The organism is Alteromonas gracilis (genome assembly GCF_043642145.1).
Taxonomy (GTDB): Bacteria; Pseudomonadota; Gammaproteobacteria; order Enterobacterales; family Alteromonadaceae; genus Alteromonas; species Alteromonas gracilis_B.
This window is the reverse complement of sequence record NZ_JBHZRZ010000001.1, coordinates 308,674-329,622: the sequence shown is the minus strand read 5'-3', so window position 1 is coordinate 329,622 and position 20,949 is coordinate 308,674. Positions and strand designations below refer to the sequence as shown.

The following is a 20,949-nucleotide window of genomic DNA, read 5'->3' as shown; positions in this document are numbered from 1 at the left end:
AGCTGCTTATTGAATGGGAAAAAGTTTTTTCAACTGTCGAAAATGTACTGCTACATTTAATGGATAGTTGTTGGTGAGAACTACATTGAATACGCAAGATATACTTTTAATTCTTCGTCAAATGCCGTCTAGCATATTATTTAAATGCCCAGAAAGAGGCCACGTATATGCTAGCAAGGGCTTTGAAAGAGATTTCGGGATAAGTGAAATGGGTGCTTCGCAAGGGCAGTCTATCGTGTTCTTCGATCCTCAAACCAAAACGCAAATTCCCGAAAATGCCAACCCTTTTTCTATGGTAAATTCCGGCAAATCGGTATCTCAACAGCTTAGGCTTCAAACTGATTCACGAACAATGAACTGCTTTGTAAAAAGCGACATTCTTAATACGCCACTTGGCGATTGGGTGGTATTGCGAGTAAAGCCGAATTCAACGGAGCTTTTTGCCGACAATAGTAAACATTCAGCAGTGAGCAAACATATTGTTTTCAATCAACTTCTCACAGATTTTTCGTCGAAGCTTATAACGGCGGGTGCACATGAACTCGATAGCATTATTGACCAGGCGCTTGCCGCTTTTGGGGAGTTTTGCGATGTCGACAGGTGTTATTTATTTGAATTTGACGAACAAGAAGAGTGTATGTCGAATACGCACGAATGGGTAGCAGCAGGTGTAACGCCGTTTATCGATGAGTTACAGAATATCCCAACCGACACAATGCCATTTTTTATGAGCCATATCTCAAACGGTATATTTAAAGTAGAAGATGTTTCATCAATTCCTGACTCTGCTGCATCTGAAAGAGAGATGTTTCAAGAACAGCGTATTTTCTCAATACTCTGCGTAGGTATAATGGTTGGTGGAAAGGTGTACGGATTTATTGGTTGTGACATTATTGGGAGCCCCTATTCGTGGAAGCCTCATGATATTGAGTATTTGCGCCGAATAGGAGAAATGCTGGGGAACACATTACAAAATCTGCACAACAAAAAGGCGCTTCAAAAAGCGCAAGCTGAACTGTTAGAAGCCAACAAGCAATTAGAGCGTTTAGCCAATATTGATGGTTTAACAGGCATTGCCAATAGAAGGTTATTTGATATTACATTAGAGCTGGACGTGGCGAGATGTATTGAACAACGACTCTCTTTGAGCCTGTTGCTTATTGATGTGGATTACTTCAAACAATATAACGACACTTACGGTCATGTTGCTGGAGATGCAGTACTTCAGAAAATTGCTGAAACGCTGACTAATAGCTGTGTGGGTAGTGATGATTTGGTAGCCCGCTATGGTGGCGAAGAATTCGTTGTAATTTTGCCTGACACAGACCGCGACACATTAAAAGCGATTGCAGCGCGTATTTTACGCAATGTCTTGTTCTTAGACATTTATCACGAAGCGTCTGATCACGATTGTTCGCTAACCGTGAGTATTGGAATGGTCAACTTCAATGATACTGAGTTGGAAAGTGAGCATTTGAAACATGGAAAGCAAAGTGCATCTTGGCTTGTAGAGCAAGCCGATGAAGCACTTTATCGTGCAAAAAATTCGGGAAGAAATTGCGCTAAATTCTAGCTACAGATAATATTCTTAAGCGAGACTTTGTTTGATTTTTCAATATGTTCTAAAGGTATCTAGATTCACCAGCGTGCAAAGTAAAGGCTGAGCTAGTCCAGCTCAAGTAGCAATACTTGCTCCAATATTCAATCGCTGATTTACCCTAATTTACTTCATATTCTTCTGGTTTTTACCATTCTTTTATCCCCTACCTATACGTTAATGTTACTCAAATTAATCACATTTTAATTTGTGATTGAAAATAATCACAAATGGGAGTGTGATTGTTTTTGTATTTGAAGTGTTGACATGTCATAGTGATGTTGAAAACTGAAAGAAGCGTATTTTACGTGCACGAACGCAAAATCGGCGCAAAGTGAAATGAAAAAAAATAGTACTTTAAAAAGTGAGTCAAAAAGCTTAGTCGGCGTGCTGACAGGCGACATCACCAATTCTCAATCGTTTGGTAATGGTGACTTCGATAATATTCTCGCTGCATTAAGAGAGCAGCTATCAAACTATGCTACACGCTACAGTGGCGATTTTGATGTTTATCGAGGCGATGCATTTCAGCTAGTTGTTAGACAGCCACAGCACTGCATGCAAATTGCGATACGGCTACGACTAGCATTAAAGGCTTATTCCCCAAGCGTAGATGTGCGAATAAGTGTTGCGGTAGGAGAAGCGCAGTTTCGCCCATCAGAAGTTAAAACTGGCACAGGTGAAGCTTTTGTATTGTCTGGGCGAGGGCTCGATTCTATAAAACCTCATTACATCGCTTTTTATAGCAGTGATAAGACGCTAGAAAACCAAACGCAATTGCTTACTCGTTTTGCCGATGCTCATATAAGCGGATTAACACAAACGCAATCGCAGACTTTACTTGCGTATATTGAGGCAGAAGATAAAAGCCACGAAAGTGTAGCGGATATTCTCGATAAAAATAGAAGCAATGTGAGTCGAATTTTAAACGCCAGCAACTATAAGCTGGTGGCCGAATATCTTCGTTACATGGAACAAGAACTCGTTTTATGGCAGCAAGAATACGAGCAAGTTGGCACAGATAAATTTAACAAGGAAGGGTAACGTGTTATTAAGCGAAACAAAAAACGCTCCGTTCACGGCAGGGGCGCACTATGCCAGCTGAAACACCAAATGTGGATATGGCTTTAAATATAGTGAACCCAGAGTTGCTGGTGGGTTTGCTGCTAGCGCATTTACTTGCTGACTTTTACTTTCAACCTTACTCATGGGTGAAACAAAGAAACGAGCGTCACGCACTGGCTTTACCTTTGTACTTGCACGCGTTACTACATGGTTTGTTTGCATTCATTGTGCTTTTACTCTTTTCTGGCAATGTCAGCAAAACCACATTAGTTATCAGCACAGCCATAATAGCGGTTTCTCATTTTAAAATTGATGTTATAAAGTCTTACTGTGCCCAAAATACCACTACATTTATGGCTGACCAAATAGCACATATTATTATGATTCTGGGCGTATTCCTATATGCAACTAATCAATGGCAAAGCGCACAGCAAGTGTTGCAACAGATAGATTTAAAACACCTAGCAGTAGTTCTTGCTTACTTGGCTGTATTAAAGCCTAGCTCGATTGTTATTAAACAATTGTTGTCGCCGTGGAGCGGCGAAGTGCTGACTTCAAGCGCGCAGCCTAAACATCCTAACGACCCTCCAACAATTAGCACAGAAGCACAGCAAACCTTATCGCTAGCGGGGCAACGCATTGGTTATTTAGAGCGTGTGCTTATACTGACATTTGTGCTGCTTAATCAGTTTTCTGCCATCGGATTTCTTATCGCAGCGAAATCTATTTTTCGCTTTGGCGATTTAACCAAGCACCAGGACAGAAAATTAACGGAATATGTCTTGTTGGGTACGTTTACCAGCGTAACCATCACTATCACAATAGGTTTGGCTTGCAGAGCTATGTTCTAGTCCTTGCTGGTAAAAGAACGTGTTTAGTTAAAAACTACTGTTGTATCGTATGTCGCAAAGCGCGAAGTTGCGATATACATCTAACAAGAAAAAGAGCCCTAATTGGGCTGCTAGTTCAAAATAACTAAATTGCTACTTAACCGCTTTCTTTAACTTCTTTGCTGCAGAAGCCGATTCAGTAAGTACTGCTTGTTGATCATGAAAGTGAGAGAAATGCGTTAACTCACACATTAGCTTTGGAATATCATCTAAAGGCAATACATAGCAGGGGTGATCTTTCATCAGTGCCATTAAAGGTAAATGGGGCTCATACGCATCGTCTGGAGATTGAGCAACGGTAATTCCGCCCTGAATGCTGGTTTCAATCATACCCTCTATACCATCATCTAATTTTCCGGTAAGAAGAATAGAGATTGCGCGGTCCTTGTACTCGCGCGCACCTGATTTGAAAAGGAAATTAATTGACGGGCGCCACGTTTCGTTATTAGGTAGTTCAGAATGGAAGATATGGTTATCGTCTACTCCAATATTCAAATTATCAGCAGGTAGGTAAATACAGCCGGAACGAACCAACTCACCGTCTTTTGCTATCTTGACAGGTAAATTCGACTTCGATTGTAGCGCAGTAAGTAAACCAATTGGCTTAACGGTGCTTTCCCTTAATCTGTGAAGTAGAAAAAAAACGGGAGCAGGAAAATCTTCGGGCAATTTAGAAGCTAAGGAAATAAAAGCCCTTACACCACCTGCTGATGCACCTACGAAAAAAACGGGGTTTACTGCAGGGTAGCGTATGAGCTTTGAAGCCACTTTATTTTCCTAAATATTTTTTTAAAAGACTAAACAATGACTTAATTTCTACGGGCTTGGGAACAAATTCGATTATTCCAACATCTTGGCATCGTTGAATGATATCGTTGTGAACGTGAGCAGACACGGCAATAACTTTTGTACCGCTATGCTTACCATTTGATTGAAGTAACTTGAACCTTTCATAAAACTCGAATCCGTCGATGTCATCCATTTGAAGGTCTAAAAGAATCACAGAATAGGTTGTGTCTTTAAGGCGCTCTAATGCGTATCTTCCGTTTTCCGACACATCATACGGCACACCAAATTCATCTAAATATGAAGATAGTATGAATACGTTCGTTTCATTATCTTCTATGATGAGAACTTTTTCGTTATCAAGCCTTTCAAGTTGATACGACTCGTTACTTTCGCTTTTTAAAGGCCCTCTTATGTAAGAGGGAGTGCGAAGTGGCAGTGTAACTTTAAACGATGAACCTTTACCTTCCTCGCTGCTTACTTCTATTGTTCCACCGATAAGGTTAATAAGCTCTTTAATAATTGACAAGCCTAGGCCTGAACCACCGAATCTTCTCGCGATACTGGAGTTTGCTTGGGTAAATTTATCGAATATTTGTTTAACGCTTTCTTCAGACATCCCGATTCCAGTGTCTACCACTTCAATCACTAGGAAATATATAGTCTGCTTCCAACTACCGTATGCTTTGACTTTGACTGAACCAGCGTTAGTAAATTTTATCGCATTAGACAAAAGGTTCGTAATAATCTGTTGAATACGTAGAGGATCGCCGACGAATTGCTCTGGCAAGTTTTTATCAAGCGTTGCAGAAATTGCCACGTCCTTCTTTTTCTTGTCAACAGAATAAAGGTCGATTAAGTCTCGAATAATCTCTTGAATTGAAAACTCTGTGTATTCAAGAACGAGTTGACCGGTTTCAAGTTTTGCAAAATCTAAAAGGTCGTTTAATAACGCTTTTAACTTGCCTGTGGCGTTATTCAAAATGTTGAGCAAGCGCTCTCGCTTGTTTTCATCTGATACATTTAATCGAAAAACTTCGTTAACACCCACAATAGCGTTAAGTGGCGTTCTAATTTCATGACTCACGTTTGCTAAAAACTCAGTCTTCGCTTGGCTTGCGCGGTGGGCTATTAGGCGTTTTTCTTCAAGCTCGTTCTGTTGAAGCTTATTTGATGTATTATCTATAAAACTTAAAATTGCACCATCAACGTTATTATTAGTGGAAACGAAAGGCATAACGTGAACATCAAAATGCCTACCATCACTAATAACTTGAGCGACTTCCTCTTGTTCCGCCCTTATAACATTGTTAACTAACTGTACGATTTCGTCTGACTTAAAAATACTCTCTAATCGAGTGCTAAAATTCGACAAGTTCTCTTGTAAGGAAAAAAAGTTTTTCGCCGCAACATTGGCTCTTAAAGCGTTAAGGTTTTTGTCGACATACACCAATGGAAATTGAAGTGAATTTTTAAGATTGACCAGCTGGTTTGAAACATGCTCGAGTGCTGTCGTTTTTTCGTTAAGCTGATCGTTCATCGTGACCAACTCTTCGTTTGTCGACTGCAATTCTTCGTTAGTGGTTTCTAGCTCTTCGTTAGACGACTGTAACTCTTCATTAGAAGACTGAAGCTCCTCGTTCATAGATTGAAGCTCTTCATTAGACGTTTCGAGCTCTTCTATAACCGTTTGAATATGTTCCCTTGCCATTGATAATTCATCTTCCAGCTCCTTGACACGTTGGGAATTGTTATCTGCAAGGGTTTGCTCACCTGGCTCTTTAAGCTCACCCACGCGACTAAAGCAAACTAACAAGTATGTTTCTGAAGACTCATCCAGAGAAACAGGAAGTACCGACATCTTAACTTGATAAGCTTTACCTTCAATCGAAAGCCTGCGTGGTTGCCCTTCGGAAGCTGCTTTGGTTCTCACTGCCTTGTAAACAAGCGGTCGAATTTCATGCTTGAAGATTTCAATTATAATCTCACTTAAATTGAGTGAAGGCTTGCCTTTTGAAAATTTCAAATAGCTCGAACTTCTTCCGTAACTATGCTCTATATCAAGATTATCATTTATTAATATACAAGCATCGCCGAGCTGTTCAATAAGCGTCTCGGGCAAATTTGGAGCCGAAGAATCTTCTACTGTCGAGCGGTTATTAGTGGTAAAACTTCCTGATGTTTTACCGCTTAAATAGAACCTCTGTGGGTTAAAAGAAGTCACGCTACGTTTCTGAAAAATACGCTCTTGAGAGTGTATAGTTCTAAAGATATCTGTGACTTGAGATGTACTCTCTGATTTTCCCAAAAACATGTAACCACGATCTCGTAGCGAATAATGGAAAATGCGATAGACTTTTTTCTGCAATTCCTGTTCAAAGTAAATAAGCAGATTACGACATGTAACGAGATCAATGCGTAAGAAAGGTGGATCGTCGACAATATTGTGGCCAGAAAACAAAATAACGCGTTTTAGTTCGTCAATAACTTCAAAACCATTATTTTTTTTCTTGAAATACTTTTCTCTAAAAATAGGTGGTACATCTGCCATAGATGCTTCGCTGTACACGCCGCGTCGCGCCACTGCGAGTGCGTTAGTATCAACGTCAGTGGCGAATATTTGATGATCGCCAGTGGCGAGTTCATCTAATCCTCCCAAGGCCTCTGTCAACATTATCGCGAGGCTATATGCTTCCTCACCAGTTGCGCAACCTACCACCCACAATCGCAGTGGCTCCCCCTCGCTTTTTTGAGAAACTATATCGCTAAGTATGGGAGAAAGTTGCTTGAATGTGGCTGGGTCTCTGAAGAAATTTGTTACAGATATCAATATGTCTTTATATAAAAGCTCGACTTCATCTGGTTCTCGACGCAGTAAGTCAACATATGAATTAAAATCGTTGAGGCGTTTAGCCAGCATACGCCTTTCAATTCGACGTTGCAGCGTGGCTTTCTTATATTGCTTAAAGGAAACGCCACATTGTTTACGAACAATTTGGATCAGCTCAGCAAATCTATCCTTTGATTCACTCGCGTCTAGTTTTGCACGTATAGCCTTTGGTAATTTAGAGCTTAAATCGCTTAAATGCTTACCTATGTCATCTGGGTCCAGAATAAAATCAACGCATTCGCTGTCAATTGAAGCATTTGGCATTCCATCGTAACCCGCCGATTTAGGCTCTTGAGCATAAGTGCAGCCACCAGATGCTCGAATAACTTTCACGCCATGCGCTCCGTCTGAGCCAGTACCTGACAGCACAACGCCAATGCTCCGTTCACCTTTTTGTTCAGCCAACGATTTAAATAATGTATTTACAGAAGGTTTGGCTAAGGCTTTAGCGTCAGGTTTCGCAAGGTGAATGGTATTATTGACAACGAAGACGTCGTATTTGGGCGGTGTGATATAGACCACATTGGGTTGTGCTTCTACCCCATCTACAATGGTTTGCACTCGTAGGGGCGTTACGCGCTGAATCAACTCTGTTAGTTTACTTTCATGCTTTGGCGACAGGTGTAACGCTATTATGTAAACCATATTCGCGTCGGTGGGCAGCTCTTTACACAATGCCTGAATTGCATCAAGGCCACCAGCAGACGCACCAACGCCAACCCAGAAAAAAGACTGTTCAGCCACGGGCATGTCCATTCAACTATCTCGTTATACTATAAAAGTGAATAACCATCATAGCGTGAGGTAGCAATGAAAGCTATTGATATCTTAGGGAAATATAACGTGAAAGCTCGGCTGTGCAAATTTTTAAAAAAGTCATCACAACATGCTAAATAAAACTATTAATCTCGCGGTGCCTAATAAGAAAAGCAAACTCTACAAGTGTATTTCATTTACTTTGGGCAAGTGGCTCAATTATATCGTGGGTCGGAACTCAACAATTTCCTCAATTATCACTAACCATTGCGCTTCACAAATTCAATAGGCGTGTTGCTTCCCTTCGCTTCAATATTACAATTAAGGTTGTTTTTAAGGACTAAAGCGAAATAGCAGTAGGAGGGCACACATTTTGCGGGTATAAGTGCGGTGCGTTTACATTCTCTAGAATGATTCCCTTTTTAATCTAGCCTTTCCTTTGAAATAGCTATATCTATGAATACTTAACCTTTCTGTTTGGCCTCATGTAACAACACCAAACCCAATTGTGCTTACACAAAGGTAACGAAATCTTCTTTTAACGCAGCACTGAATTAAGCGCTTCGCGTAGCTATGACGGAGAACGACTTGGTTAGTTTTGCACGCTATATTTTGATGAAGCTCTAATGTACAAAATGGCTTCACTTTCATCTACATTACGAATTATGTGGTGCGCTGCAGCTGATGATTCAATATAGCTTCCGGCGTTTAGTTGAAACGGCTGGGAGTGTGCGTCTTGCGTGTAATGCAGACCTCCTTTTATAACCACCGCCTTAAATTCGTTGCCACTAGATTTAATTGAACCATTAAACCCTTTGGGAAGCTTGATCAGTGTGCCGTAAACACCGTTGGTATTGCCCCAAAGGTAAGTGGTAGAAACGTTTTTCGCCGTTATATTTACAAGGTCACTTTTTTGAAGCCACACCATATTATCGACGTGCAAATTGATTGGACGCTGGCCATTGTCAAATTGCTCTCTTGATGGCTTTACAAGGTACGGCCCTTCATCAATTTCTAAGTAGATGAGGTTAGTCTTGTCGTTTGCTGCAGTGATGTGATCTTCGCCAGCTGGCTGAGTCCAGAAAGACCCTGTAGGCATCCACATTTTTGTTGCCTGTGGGTCGTCATTATGCATTTCTCCCTTTATCACAATACCTCGATAGGTAATGTTGTGAATATGCGGAGGCGATTCAAACCCTTTGTTAAAGCGAACCAGCATGCCCGTAGCGGTGTTTTTGGTTCTGTCGCCCCATAAATCGGCTGCGCCCGGGCTTTTGTCGCCACGCGCTGGGTTTAAATAGCCCCAATCCACCTGCTCTACAGCAACGACTTTGGTTTCTGCACTGGCATGCATTGAACAGCTTGAGCATGCCAGCATGAGAGTAGTGAACGCTACTTTGGCGTTTGATTTACGTGTCATCGTTACCTCCCTAGTAACTATTGAGGTGTTGCTCTTAAATGTGCTTTAGAGTGTATTCATTAAAGAATTGATAATAAACGGCTAAGAACCGAAAAGACTTTCTTGAAAATATTGATAATCAACCAGCGAAAAATAGGAAAGATAACAGTGAACACTGAATTTTGGTTTTAGAGTGAATAGTTTGAGGTAGATGAAAAATGAATGTATTGACTGAATCAGATCACCAATAACATTTTTACAGGCAACTAGGCTAAAGCTTGCTGATTAACCTTTTGTTTATCTGAAATATCCTAACTTTATGAAATTAGTAAACTTTAGACATAAAAAAAGACGTCTTAGGACGTCTTAATTTATTGAATTGGTGGAGCTGGCGGGATTTGAACCCGCGTCCAGAAAATGTCTACCTTTGGTACTACATGCTTAGTTTGTCATTTATTTAACTGCTTGAAACTCCGACAAACAGGATTTCCTTGCAGCTGGCCTGATACTGTTTCGCGGTTCACCCTCAGACAAGGTTCCCTCGCTATCCTACTTGGATGACCTTCCGAATCCCCGCTAGCAGGAAAAGACTAGGGTGGAAGGGCCTATACCGGTTATTAAGCGGCTAGTGCGTAAGTTTCGTCGTTTGCGACTATTTAAATGCGGCTTTTTAAAGAGGCAAACCGCACCTCTGCATGCACCTCCGGCTTCCTAGATCCTGTCGAATCCTAATCAGCCCCGAGTGTGATTTTCAATAATAGCACAAATACTACCTTGTTAAATACATTCTTTTGAAAAAACGCTATTAATTTTAAGGGTTTGCCGAGAAAACAAGCAAAAATAAAATTCAGCTTTTCAAAAGCTTACAATAATTCGTCTAATCAAAGCGTCTAACTGATTAGTTAGGTGTATTACTGAATTAATAAAGATATATGGCTGTAAGCGGAAAATTCAAGTGCTTGAAGCGAAAGTGTTTGCAAACTAAAGAAAAAACGAGTGTCGCTACCAGTTCTTAATTTAATGAATTTAGCTAATTTTAAGGGAAAAACGGCCCAGTAATGATGCAATTAGTGCCAAGAACCATTAAAGTACGACTGCATTAATTAGAGGCTTGTAGTGTAAATGTCTTCAGATTCCATATTATATACTCCGTATACTTTGCCATGTGGCGTAACGGCGAGAAACCGTCTTGTTAAAGCTGCAATGGAAGAAAATATGTCGAGTATGGGAAATGTGCCCGGAGAGTCTCTTTATTCTTTGTACAGATATTGGGCGCACGGCAATTTAGGCATGGTGATTACTGGTAATGTCATGGTGGATAAAGGCGCTATGACAGGGCCAGGTGGCGTTGCACTGCAAAAAGACACCGACCTTGCACCCTTTCAAAAGTGGGCAAAAATTATAAAGTCGAATGGCGCTTTAGCGGTAATGCAAATTAATCACCCTGGGCGACAAGTGTTTAAAGCGATGCAGGGCAAAGCGATTGCGCCTTCTGCGGTACCACTTGATATGGGTAAACACTCCAAGCTGTTTGCTCAGCCTCGTGAAATGACCTGTCAAGACATTCACGATGTGTGCAAGCGTTTTGTTCAAACGGCGAAACAGGCAGAGAAAGCTGGGTTTGATGGTGTGGAGATACATGCTGCTCACGGCTATTTGCTTACTCAGTTTTTATCCCCTTTAACTAATCAACGCCAAGACGAGTGGGGCGGTTCTATCATTAACAGAGCACGCTTACTTATTAATATCGTTAGTCAGATCAGGGCTGTTTGCGCAAATGATTTCATTGTAATGGTTAAGCTAAATTCTGCTGATTTTCAGAAAAACGGTTTTTCGTTCGACGATTCCTGTGAAGTGGTCAACCGACTAGAAGCGCTAGGTGTAGACGTGGTTGAGCTATCGGGTGGTAGTTATGAAGCGCCTGCCATGCAAGGGCAAACTCGCGACGACACAACGCTTGCAAGAGAAGCTTATTTTCTTGAGTTTGCAAAAGTACTAGAAAGCAAAACAGATATCCCGTTAATGACTACTGGCGGAATTAAAAGGGCTGAAGTTGCAGAAAAGGTAATTGAGCAGGGCTGTGCATTAGTTGGTTTGGCAAGTGCACTTGCAATTACGCCAGACTTAGCCAAAAAATGGCAGCAAGAGTGGACTTACTCGGGCATGATCCCGCACTGTACGTGGAAAGATAAATCGTTAGCGAGTCTTGCAAATATGGCTATGGTGCGAAGACAGCTAAGACGCTTGGGAAATAACTTAACTACACTGCGAAACCCTTCGCCGCTGTGGAGTCTTATATTGGACATGATGCACCGCAAAAAAATGACTAAACGCGATGTAGGTTAGTAAGTCACCAACGTTAAATCGTTTTTAATATGACCGAGCAGCCTGCAACAATATCAACTTGAAGCGTGTTTTTTACTCTGGCAGATAAAAAAACACAGCGTTAAACGCTGTGTTTCATCATTCTTTCTTTTTGGCGCTGCCAGTCTTTGTCTTTCAACGTATCACGCTTATCGTGAGCGTGTTTACCTTTCGCTAGGTGAATTTCTAGTTTCACCCAACATTTTTTCCAGTACATAGACGTTGCAACGATGGAGTAGCCTTGGCGATCTCGAGCACCCATTAAGCGGTCTATTTCACGTTTATTCAACAACAGCTTTCTAGCACGCTCTGGTGCAGCAATGACGTGGGTAGATGCTTGGTTTAACGGGCTAATTCTGCAACCTACTAAATATGCTTCGGCATTTTGGATAATAATGTACGCGTCGGTAATGTTAACTTTACCGGCACGAATACTTTTAATTTCCCACCCTTGAAGCTCAAGCCCAGCTTCGAACTTGTCTTCTAGGAAATAGTCGTGACGCGCTTTTTTATTAAGCGCAATATTCCCTGTGGTGTTTTTGTTGGCTTTATTCTTTTTCATGCTGGCTATTATACTGATTGTTCGAAGGAATGTCTTTAGTTGTCATTGTTATCTTATATTGGGGCATTTGGTTCAAAACCGAATACAAGCGATACAATTTTTCTGTGATACAATGTCGCCAAGAGTTTTAATTGTAGTGGAATCAATGCCAAGTATTCATAGAAGCGCGCTGGTAGCTCATAGCGCAGAAGCCATGTTTAACTTAGTCAACGATGTAGCCTCCTATCCTGAATTTTTGCCAGGTTGTACTGACAGCAAAATACTCGACACATCAGCTCAAAGCATGAAAGCGTCTCTACTGGTTGCAAAAGCGGGTATTAAACAGTGGTTTACAACGCATAATGTACTAGAGCCAGGAAAAAGTATTCAGATGCAGTTGGTCGATGGGCCATTTCGCACACTTACCGGTGGCTGGACATTTTCAGCACTGTCTGAAGAGGCGTGCAAAATTGAGTTAAATTTAGAGTTTGAATTTAGCAATAAATTAGCTGAAATGGCCTTTGGTAAAGTATTTAATAGCCTTGCTAGCAGTATGGTGGCGGCGTTTACTGACAGAGCGCGGAGTGTTTACGCATGAGTAATAAGCTTATCAATGTTGAAGTTGCTTACGCATTGCCAACTAAGCAAACTATTGTTGATATCGCTATTCACGAAAATGCAACGGTAGAAGAAGCTATAAATGCATCTAACATTACTGAACAGTTTCCCGAAATTGATTTAAAAGCGACGAAAGTTGGCATTTGGAGCCGAGTAGTAAAATTGTGCGATACACTTATTGATGGCGATCGCATTGAAATTTACCGCCCACTTATTGCCGACCCTAAAGAGATTCGTAAACGCCGTGCTGAAAAAGCAAAAGAGGAAGGTAGGGCAGATAAAATAACGGGTGGAAAAGTAAACCCGCTTAAAGCGAAGCGATAAACTCTGGTTATTTATCAACGGTTTAATTCATATAAAAATGGCCTTCAATAGAAGGCCATTTTTTTAAGCGCCAACAGCCATCAGCTTTTGTCTGAAATGCTTCCCAGCTCCAAGAATGGAGAGGCATCAATATCTTCAGCGTCCATCATACTTGCAATGCGTTGAACGGTAGCCACCATTTGGCTTTGTTCCCACTCTTTTAGCTGTGAAAAACGTTCAACAAAGTGCTCTTGAAGCGGGCGGGGCGCGTCAACCACGGCTTCTTTCCCGCGTTCAGTGAGAAATACGCCAACTTTGCGTTTATCTTGCGTACTTCTAATACGCGTGGCTAGGTCTCGCGACTCCAACCGGTCTAGTATGTTAGTGATGGTTGCAGGGCTTAAATTAATATTCTCTGCAATTTCACGCACCATTATGCCTGGGCGCTCTTCAATATTTTGCATCACCAAAAGCTGTGGGCCTGTCAGCCCCACGTGTTTACTTAGCTGCTTGCTGCGTAGGTCTACAGCGCGAATGACGCGCCGTAGTGCCACTAGTAGTTCTTCTTCTTTTCGCATGTTATTTCCAACAAATGCGCAACGTAGTCGTTACTTTAGTAAATGAATAAAATGTTGGTGTTTATGATAGTGGTCAATCACGTCATTAATAACTGAGATTTTTGACCACCCCATAATATCGTAGTTTTGTCCACCCTCACTAAGGTGCACTTCGGCGCGATAGTACGTGGCCTTTTTGTTTTCGTCCAGTGTTGGTGTATCACTTGGGCCAAATTCAGGCTGCCGTGTTGGCACAGGGTTCACCGCGTAGATAAAGGCTGGGTCATTTCCCATGTCAACAGTTAATACCAATGCTTCCTCGGTGTCTTCAATGTTGATGTCGAACTGCTGCGCTTTAAACTCGTTGCTCACTTCGGTAAGGGCTGGTTTAACAACTCTGTTAATGTAGCGACGAACCGCAGTTTCGTCGGGAAAGGTCACAATGTTCTCAAGGCGCTCTTTCCAGTTTTTGTCTGCATCGCTATGCTGTGGAGTACCAGCCAATACTTGCAAGCTTTCACGCTTGTAAGCTTCAATTCGAAGCGCTTTTAGCAAACCAAAAATTGCAATTAGTAGCACTATGGCAAACGGTAAAGCCGCAGCTATGGTCATGGTTTGAAGTGCGCCCAACCCTCCTGCATAAAGTAGAATTGAACTTACCACCCCAACACCTACTGCCCAATAGATGCGTTGCCATAAAGGCGTATTGTTTTCGCCATGCGAACACAGCATGTCGACTACCATTGCGCCCGAATCGCAAGAAGTAACGAAGAATACAATTACCATTAGTACTGCAATGAAACTAAGTACTGATGAAAATGGAAACTGCTCCAAGAAAACAAAAAGTGCAACCGAGGTGTCTTCATTTACCATTTGAGCAAGTACGTCTTTACCCTGAACTAAAACTTGGTCAATAGCAGCATTTCCAAATACTGTCATCCAAAAAAGGGTAAACGCTGATGGAATAAGAAGTACGCCCATAACGAATTCGCGGATAGACCTACCGTAAGAAATACGCGCAATAAATAAACCAACAAAAGGGGCCCACGCTAGCCACCATCCCCAGTAGAAAATAGTCCAACCGCCAATCCAGTCAGTTTTTTCATAGGCAAATAGATTGAAGGTATTGCGAACTAAATCAGACAAATAGGCGCCAGTATTTTGCATAAACGCCTGGAGTAAGAAAACAGTAGGGCCCAATACTAAAACGATAAGAAGTAATAGTACGGCTAAGATCATATTGGTTTCAGAAAGGCGGCGAATGCCTTTTTCAAGGCCGGTTGTTACAGAAATAACCGCTAAACCCACAACACCTGCCATAATCGCTATTTGAACCCCGGTATTCGAGGGCAAGCCAAACAAATAATTGAAACCAGCGTTGACCTGCGAAGCTCCAAAGCCAAGTGAAGTTGACACACCAAAAACGGTTGAAGTAACGGCAAAAATATCAACCACATGGCCTGGCCAACCGTAGATACGGTCACCAATTAAAGGATAAAGCGCGGAGCGTAGCGTAAGTGGTAAGTTTTGACGATAAGCAAAGTAACCAAGAATAAGTGCAACAACAGCATAGATAGCCCACGCGTGTATACCCCAGTGGAAAAAGGTGGTTTTCATTGCTTCGCGAACAGCGTCAATGCTTTCTGCTTGTGCAGAGGGCGGTGATAAAAAATGCATTAACGGCTCGGCAACGCCGAAAAACATAAGGCCGATGCCCATACCCGCCGCAAACAACATACTTAGCCACGTTCCAAAACTAAATTGCGGCGTAGCATGGTCCGGACCTAGCTTTATTTCGCCATATCGCGACATACCAAGAAATACTACAAAAACAACAATGGCAGCAACTGTGAATACGTAGAACCAACTCCCGTTGGCGACAATTGCGCCTTGTAATTTCTGAAAAATTGCGTCGGCCGTTTCGGGCGTGCCAGCAGCAAAAATGAGTAAACAAAGAATTAAAGCCGACGATGTTAAAAACACCGGCTTATTTAGCGGAGATTTGTTTTCGTTTTCAATCACGCAGTAAATTCCTTTCACTTTTTATAAATTTGACTTTATACGCAAAAATATACCGCATGGAGCAATTTTTATAAACATCAGATGAAATAATTAGATATGTATGTATTTTTTTCTATTCTACAAGCTGGTAGTTGAAATTCATGGTTGATTTGTGTCAATAAAATAGTGAGTTAATAAATGCTTTTATTCTTTTGTATAAATATTAATCATTTGAGTAGAAATAATTAATAGATTGTGTATCGTTATATGTGATCTTTTTGATACGTGTTTGAAGTAAACACTGTCCGAAGAATAAAAAACAATCAAAGGAAACACACACAAATGCGAAAAACTCAGCTTAGCTGTGCAATTGTCGCTGCACTGGCATCTACCTCATTGGCTGCGCAAGATTCAGATGCGCCCGCTAAACTAGAAACCATTGAAGTTACCGCCACAAAACGAAGTGAGTCCATTCAGGACGTACCTGTTGCAGTTACTGCGTTAAACGGAAAAGCGTTAGAAAACCTTGGTATAGACAACTTCCAAGACTACGTTGAATTTTTGCCAAATGTAGTATTCCAAGGAACGGGTCCTGGCCAGAATGAAATTTACATTCGAGGTGCCGCCACCACTCAATCAAACATCATGCTTTCATCTGTTCAGGCGCTGCAACCATCAGTTGCGTTTTATCTTGATGAAATGCCTGTTTCAATGGCAGGGCGTAATTTAGACGTTTACGCAACAGACGTTCAACGCGTAGAAGTGTTACCAGGGCCACAAGGCACACTTTTCGGCGCGAGTTCGCAAGCTGGTACTATTCGCCTAATCACCAATAAACCTGACCACACCAGCTTTGCCGCAGGTTTCGATACCAACATCAGTTTCACCAAAGACGGTGAAATGAGTAATGCGGTAGAAGCGTATTTTAATATGCCGCTTACTGACGATCTAGCTATACGCGTAGCGGCTTACAACGACAAGCAGGGCGGATGGATTGATAACGTCCGAAATGTGCCAGGTGAAGGCGGTTATATTGGTAGCGCCGTAGTTATCGATCGTATCTCAGCGGGTTTCGGCAAGTTGGCAGAGCCCGAAGTAATGGATATGAATCGCGTAACCAGCCCAGGTATAAACTCAAATTCTGAAGCTAGAGTGGTGTCGCCACAAAACGATGCGCTGGTTGAGGAAGACTTCAATGATGCTACGTACAGCGGCGCGCGGTTTGGCTTGTCTTATCACTTCAACGACAACTGGGATGTTCTTGTTCAGCACACTCAACAAACGTTGGATACCGAAGGTGTGTTTGCGTACGACCCAACGCTCGAGGGAGAGAGTTCTGCAATACGTTTCCAACCCGAAGAGAATAAAGATGAATTTGGCTTAACAACGTGGACATTGGAAGGCCGTTTAGAAAAGCTTGATGTTGTTTATACTGGTGGCTATTTAGACAGAGAAATAGACACACTGGCAGATTACACTGGCTACACTAACGGTGGTTTGTTCTCTTCTTATTATGTGTGTGACTACTCAAACCCGGTTGCAGAAGACCAGCGCTGTTTAGATCCAACCAAATATTATAGTGAAGATACAACAAGCACACGCACAACACACGAGCTTCGCTTCAATACCACGATGGATACGCCTTGGCGAATTACAGCAGGTTTGTTTTACGATGATCAAGAAGTAGCAACCGTTGGCCAGTTTAAAATTGCGAACACGGAATTATTCGATAATTTGCAAAGAACCCTTCTTGGTAACGAAGGCATAAATAGTGACGGTGGGCCATTCCCTGCAGAAGTGAGCTTCGTTAACGACATTACGCACACCATTGAGCAAATTGCGGTATTCGGCCAATTTGAATACGACATTACCGATGCCTTGACGGCAAGTATTGGTGCCCGTTGGTATCAAATTGATGATAAATACGTGGGGTCAACCACAACGGTAGACGTTACTCGTCGAATCCGCGCATTCGGTACGCAAGACCCTGATGAACTGGCCGCTGTAGGTCTTAACCCGCAACTTGTTGATGCAGCCATTGCAAGTGGACAGTTAGAAGTAGACTTACTTGACGACAACGGTGTACTTACCGTCGACGACACTATCTATAAGTTCTCGTTAGACTGGAAAGTGAATGAAGACGTGTTGCTTTTTGCAAACTATTCAGAAGGCTTTAGGCCACCGGTGACTAACCGTGTGGGTGGTGGACTGGCTGATAATCAAAGTGGAAAGTTCGAAAACTTCCGTATTCCTGTTTATTCAACTACAGATACACTGGATAACTACGAACTTGGCATGAAGGGCGATTTCTTTGATGGCTTGGTTCGTGTTAACGCTACGGCTTATTATTCTGAAATTGAAGAGCTTCAAACCTCTCGCTTTGACCCCACAAATATCTCGTTCTTAGTGTTCACCGATAACGTGGGCGACGCCGAAATTAAAGGCCTTGACGCAGATATGACGTGGCTTGCTACCGACGACCTTGTTATAAACGCTGCGTTTAGCTTACTTGACACTGAACTAACGCGAGTGAATTCAGAGTTAGAGGGCATTGCTGCAGGTGTTGGCTCGGAATTACCTTATTCGGCTGAGTTTTCAGGAAACATAAACGCGCGCTACTTCTTTGAATTAGAGGGCGACAAGCGCGGTTATATTAATGGCTCAGTAAGCTATACTGGCGACCGTTTAGCGGGCATGGTGATGGATGCTTACGTCATGGAAGATGCCACGTCACTTATCTATGGCACCGGATCTGGCCTTAAAATTCAACAAGAAGCCGACGTTTTTGAAGGTGTAACCTATGCTGATGCGAATGGTGAAACCTTCCGCGGTGGTCGATATGTGCAAGAGTCTTACGTACTGACTAATTTTGCTATCGGTGTTACAAATGACGTGTGGAAAGCTGAGCTTTACATAGACAACGTATTCGACGAGAGAGCGATTTTGAATATAGATACGCAGCAATTTACGCCAAAAGTGGTGACAAATAGACCGCGCACTATCGGGCTTCGTTTCTCTTACGATTACTATTAAAGTAAAGCTAACAGCTTATAGGCTTAATAAAACGTTGTAAGCGTAGCTGTCTTTAATTTGATTTAAGCATATGAGAGATTAGTTGCGCTCTCTTAGAAAACGGCAAGCTCTTCGGGCTCGCCGTTTTTGTGTTTACGCTGGTACGAAATAGGCGTGGTTAATGACATTAGAAGAACAAAAAAAAGTACAACAGTTAAAGCAGTGGCTTATGCAATCGCAGCATCAAGCTGTGATTTCAGGTTGTAATGAAATATTACGCAGCGCGACCGAGCGGGAAGGCGTAAGCCAAAATACGTTGAAGGAAGTATTTTATTTAAAAGCGGTTTCCTTTCGCTTATCGAATGACTTCGACAATGCAATTGCGACGCTGAATGAGCTTTTATCCATATTTCCTGATTACGGTCGAGCGTTTCAAGAGCTCGGGTATTGCTACATAGGCTCTGATAGACCAAAGGCAGCGCACTGTTTTTATCAAGCAACGTGTTTCAACCCTGCATTACTTGCCGCTTGGGCACAGCTTGAAAAGGTTTACAAAGAAGATAATCAACTACAGGCGCTTGCGCTTTGTCAGCAGCATATTGCTTTTTTAAAGGCCTTGCCAAAGCCTATATTGGGTGCAACAGATTTAATGTACGAAGGTCAGTTACATAAGGCCGAACAGGTTTGCAGGCAGTTTTTAATTAGTAATGAGCATCATCCTGAAGCCATGATGCTTTTAGCGGAAATTGGAATACAGCTAAAAGTTTACAGTGACGCCGAGTTTTTATTAGAAAGTTGCGTCACGCTTTACCCTGATAACGACAGAGCCGCTGCTGCCTACCAGAGCTTACTGGCGAAATTAGGCAAATTTCCAGAAGCTGTCACCGTAGCTGAAAAACGTTTGTTAGCATTACCAGATAATACCAATGTAAAAATAGGATTGGCTCATGCGCTCGTTGGTATTGGCGATTTAGCCAGGGCGATTGATATTTATCGTACGCTACTTGCCCACAAAGAAGACAGGCCTGCGGTATGGGTTGCGCTGGGCCACGCGTTAAAGGCTAAAGGTGACACCGAAGAAGCTGTGAATGCTTACAAAAAAGCTATTCACTTCGCCGAGGACTTTGGTGATGCATATTGGAGTTTAGCCAATACAAAAACCTATAAATTTAGCGATGAATTGATAGCGCAAATGGAAAGTGTGGTTAATCTTGATGCCACTAAGCTTGATGATGAGATTCACATTTGTTTCGCATTAGGAAAAGCGTTTGAAGATAGCGGCAACGCTGAAGAGGCTTTCCAATTTTACGCGCGGGGCAACGCGCTTAAAAAACGAACGCTTCAATATGACATTACAAAAACCGAAAAAGCGCTTAAAGCGCAGCAAAAATCATTTTCTTCAGAAAGCTTCGAAAAGAACAAAGGCTGCCAAGCACCAGACCCAATCTTCATTGTCGGTTTGCCCCGTGCGGGTTCTACCTTGTTAGAGCAAATTCTGGCGTCTCACTCTAAAGTAGATGGAACAATGGAATTGCATAACGTTTTGGGCATAGCATCGTCATTAAGCCATCAAAAGACGCCGTACCCACTAAACGTATCAGCGCTTCAAAATGAAACACTTGAGAAATTAGGTAAGCAGTACATTGAACAAACTCAAGCGTACCGACAAGGTGCACCGTTTTTCATTGATAAAATGCCAAACAATTTCATTCACATTGGATTAATTAAAAAAATACTACCCAATGCAAAGATTATTGATGCGCGACGAAACCCTTTGGACTGTTGTTTTAGTGGGTTTAAACAGCTTTTCGGTGATGGTCAGGAATTCAGCTATTCACTTTCCGATATTGGGCGATACTACAATGCTTACGAAAAGCTTATGTCTCATTGGCACTCGGTGTTGCCAGGAGAAATTCTAACTGTGCAACACGAAGATGTGTTAGACGATTTAGAAGGAGAAGTTAAGCGCATCTTAGCGTTTTGCGGCCTAGAGTTCGAAGAGGCATGTTTGAGTTTTCACAAAACAAAACGTGTTATTAAAACACCTAGCTCTGAACAAGTTCGCCAGCCAATATACAAAACGGGAATGGGACAGTGGAAGCCATTTGAATCGAATCTAACAGAACTGAAGGACGTGCTTAACATCACGTAGTGAATTGGTGAAGCGATA

The 20,949-nt window shown here is 42.0% G+C and carries 14 protein-coding genes and 1 other RNA gene; 8 read left to right on the top strand and 7 right to left on the bottom strand.

The features are described 5' to 3' along the window. Positions 1-73: 73 nt before the first annotated feature. From ACHUFN_RS01415 to ACHUFN_RS01405, 3 genes are all read left to right on the top strand, one after another. The gene (locus tag ACHUFN_RS01415) at positions 74-1,573 is read left to right on the top strand and encodes a sensor domain-containing diguanylate cyclase (protein WP_394220526.1); all 1,500 of its coding nucleotides are present in this window, start codon (positions 74-76) and stop codon (positions 1,571-1,573) included. A gap of 363 nt (positions 1,574-1,936) precedes the next feature. After that, positions 1,937-2,641, top strand: coding sequence for a hypothetical protein (locus ACHUFN_RS01410; protein ID WP_394220524.1), 705 nt, complete (start codon positions 1,937-1,939; stop codon positions 2,639-2,641). 50 nt (positions 2,642-2,691) lie between these two features. After that, positions 2,692-3,513 (top strand): DUF3307 domain-containing protein, encoded by an 822-nt coding sequence (locus ACHUFN_RS01405; RefSeq protein ID WP_394220522.1) that lies wholly within the window; start codon positions 2,692-2,694, stop codon positions 3,511-3,513. Between the two features lie 132 nt (positions 3,514-3,645). Here the strand turns inward: ACHUFN_RS01405 and ACHUFN_RS01400 are convergent, their stop codons facing one another. From ACHUFN_RS01400 to ssrA, 4 genes are all read right to left on the bottom strand, one after another. Continuing rightward, complete coding sequence (locus ACHUFN_RS01400; RefSeq protein WP_394220520.1) at positions 3,646-4,320, bottom strand: chemotaxis protein CheB; 675 nt, start codon at positions 4,318-4,320, stop codon at positions 3,646-3,648. A gap of 1 nt (position 4,321) precedes the next feature. After that, entirely contained in the window at positions 4,322-7,972 is a 3,651-nt protein-coding gene (locus ACHUFN_RS01395; RefSeq protein WP_394220519.1) for a CheR family methyltransferase, read from the bottom strand. A 604-nt stretch (positions 7,973-8,576) separates the two neighbouring features. Beyond that, a complete protein-coding gene (locus ACHUFN_RS01390) occupies positions 8,577-9,404 on the bottom strand; it encodes a DUF4437 domain-containing protein (protein WP_394220517.1) in 828 nt (275 codons plus the stop codon). 359 nt (positions 9,405-9,763) lie between these two features. Continuing rightward, positions 9,764-10,123, bottom strand: a transfer-messenger RNA (tmRNA) gene (gene ssrA / locus ACHUFN_RS01385). 382 nt (positions 10,124-10,505) lie between these two features. Here ssrA and ACHUFN_RS01380 point away from each other — a divergent pair. Continuing rightward, on the top strand, positions 10,506-11,729 hold the full coding sequence (locus ACHUFN_RS01380; protein WP_394220516.1) for an NADH:flavin oxidoreductase/NADH oxidase family protein: 1,224 nt from the start codon (positions 10,506-10,508) through the stop codon (positions 11,727-11,729). Positions 11,730-11,829: 100 nt separating this feature from the next. Here the strand turns inward: ACHUFN_RS01380 and smpB are convergent, their stop codons facing one another. Then, entirely contained in the window at positions 11,830-12,309 is a 480-nt protein-coding gene (gene smpB, locus ACHUFN_RS01375; RefSeq protein ID WP_394220514.1) for an SsrA-binding protein SmpB, read from the bottom strand. A gap of 145 nt (positions 12,310-12,454) precedes the next feature. On the opposite strand from smpB, the gene ACHUFN_RS01370 reads away from it, so the two are divergent. Both ACHUFN_RS01370 and ACHUFN_RS01365 read left to right on the top strand, forming a co-directional pair. Beyond that, the gene (locus ACHUFN_RS01370) at positions 12,455-12,886 is read left to right on the top strand and encodes a type II toxin-antitoxin system RatA family toxin (protein ID WP_394221026.1); all 432 of its coding nucleotides are present in this window, start codon (positions 12,455-12,457) and stop codon (positions 12,884-12,886) included. Beyond that, positions 12,883-13,230, top strand: a complete 348-nt coding sequence (locus ACHUFN_RS01365; protein WP_394220512.1) for an RnfH family protein — start codon at positions 12,883-12,885, stop codon at positions 13,228-13,230. Before ACHUFN_RS01370 ends, ACHUFN_RS01365 begins: the two co-directional genes overlap by 4 nt. A gap of 80 nt (positions 13,231-13,310) precedes the next feature. On the opposite strand, the gene ACHUFN_RS01360 is transcribed toward ACHUFN_RS01365, so the two are convergent. Further along, positions 13,311-13,787 carry a MarR family winged helix-turn-helix transcriptional regulator gene (locus ACHUFN_RS01360; RefSeq protein ID WP_014998206.1) on the bottom strand — a complete coding sequence of 159 codons (477 nt, stop codon included), beginning with the start codon at positions 13,785-13,787 and terminating at the stop codon, positions 13,311-13,313. 30 nt (positions 13,788-13,817) lie between these two features. Beyond that, positions 13,818-15,788, bottom strand: a complete 1,971-nt coding sequence (locus ACHUFN_RS01355) for a BCCT family transporter (RefSeq protein ID WP_394220510.1) — start codon at positions 15,786-15,788, stop codon at positions 13,818-13,820. Between the two features lie 321 nt (positions 15,789-16,109). Between ACHUFN_RS01355 and ACHUFN_RS01350 the strand changes: the two genes are divergently transcribed. Beyond that, entirely contained in the window at positions 16,110-18,800 is a 2,691-nt protein-coding gene (locus tag ACHUFN_RS01350; protein WP_394220508.1) for a TonB-dependent receptor, read from the top strand. Positions 18,801-18,960: 160 nt separating this feature from the next. Next, the gene (locus ACHUFN_RS01345) at positions 18,961-20,931 is read left to right on the top strand and encodes a tetratricopeptide repeat-containing sulfotransferase family protein (protein ID WP_394220506.1); all 1,971 of its coding nucleotides are present in this window, start codon (positions 18,961-18,963) and stop codon (positions 20,929-20,931) included. The last annotated feature ends 18 nt before the right edge of the window (positions 20,932-20,949 follow it).

Coding starts and splice junctions, on each gene's coding strand:
- ACHUFN_RS01410 (WP_394220524.1), top strand. CDS start 1,937: ATGAAAAAAAATAGTACTTTAAAAAGTGAGTCAAAAAGCTTAGTCGGC.
- ACHUFN_RS01405 (WP_394220522.1), top strand. CDS start 2,692: ATGCCAGCTGAAACACCAAATGTGGATATGGCTTTAAATATAGTGAAC.
- ACHUFN_RS01390 (WP_394220517.1), bottom strand. CDS start 9,404: ATGACACGTAAATCAAACGCCAAAGTAGCGTTCACTACTCTCATGCTG.
- ACHUFN_RS01380 (WP_394220516.1), top strand. CDS start 10,506: ATGTCTTCAGATTCCATATTATATACTCCGTATACTTTGCCATGTGGC.
- smpB (WP_394220514.1), bottom strand. CDS start 12,309: ATGAAAAAGAATAAAGCCAACAAAAACACCACAGGGAATATTGCGCTT.
- ACHUFN_RS01370 (WP_394221026.1), top strand. CDS start 12,455: ATGCCAAGTATTCATAGAAGCGCGCTGGTAGCTCATAGCGCAGAAGCC.
- ACHUFN_RS01365 (WP_394220512.1), top strand. CDS start 12,883: ATGAGTAATAAGCTTATCAATGTTGAAGTTGCTTACGCATTGCCAACT.
- ACHUFN_RS01360 (WP_014998206.1), bottom strand. CDS start 13,787: ATGCGAAAAGAAGAAGAACTACTAGTGGCACTACGGCGCGTCATTCGC.
- ACHUFN_RS01350 (WP_394220508.1), top strand. CDS start 16,110: ATGCGAAAAACTCAGCTTAGCTGTGCAATTGTCGCTGCACTGGCATCT.
- ACHUFN_RS01345 (WP_394220506.1), top strand. CDS start 18,961: ATGACATTAGAAGAACAAAAAAAAGTACAACAGTTAAAGCAGTGGCTT.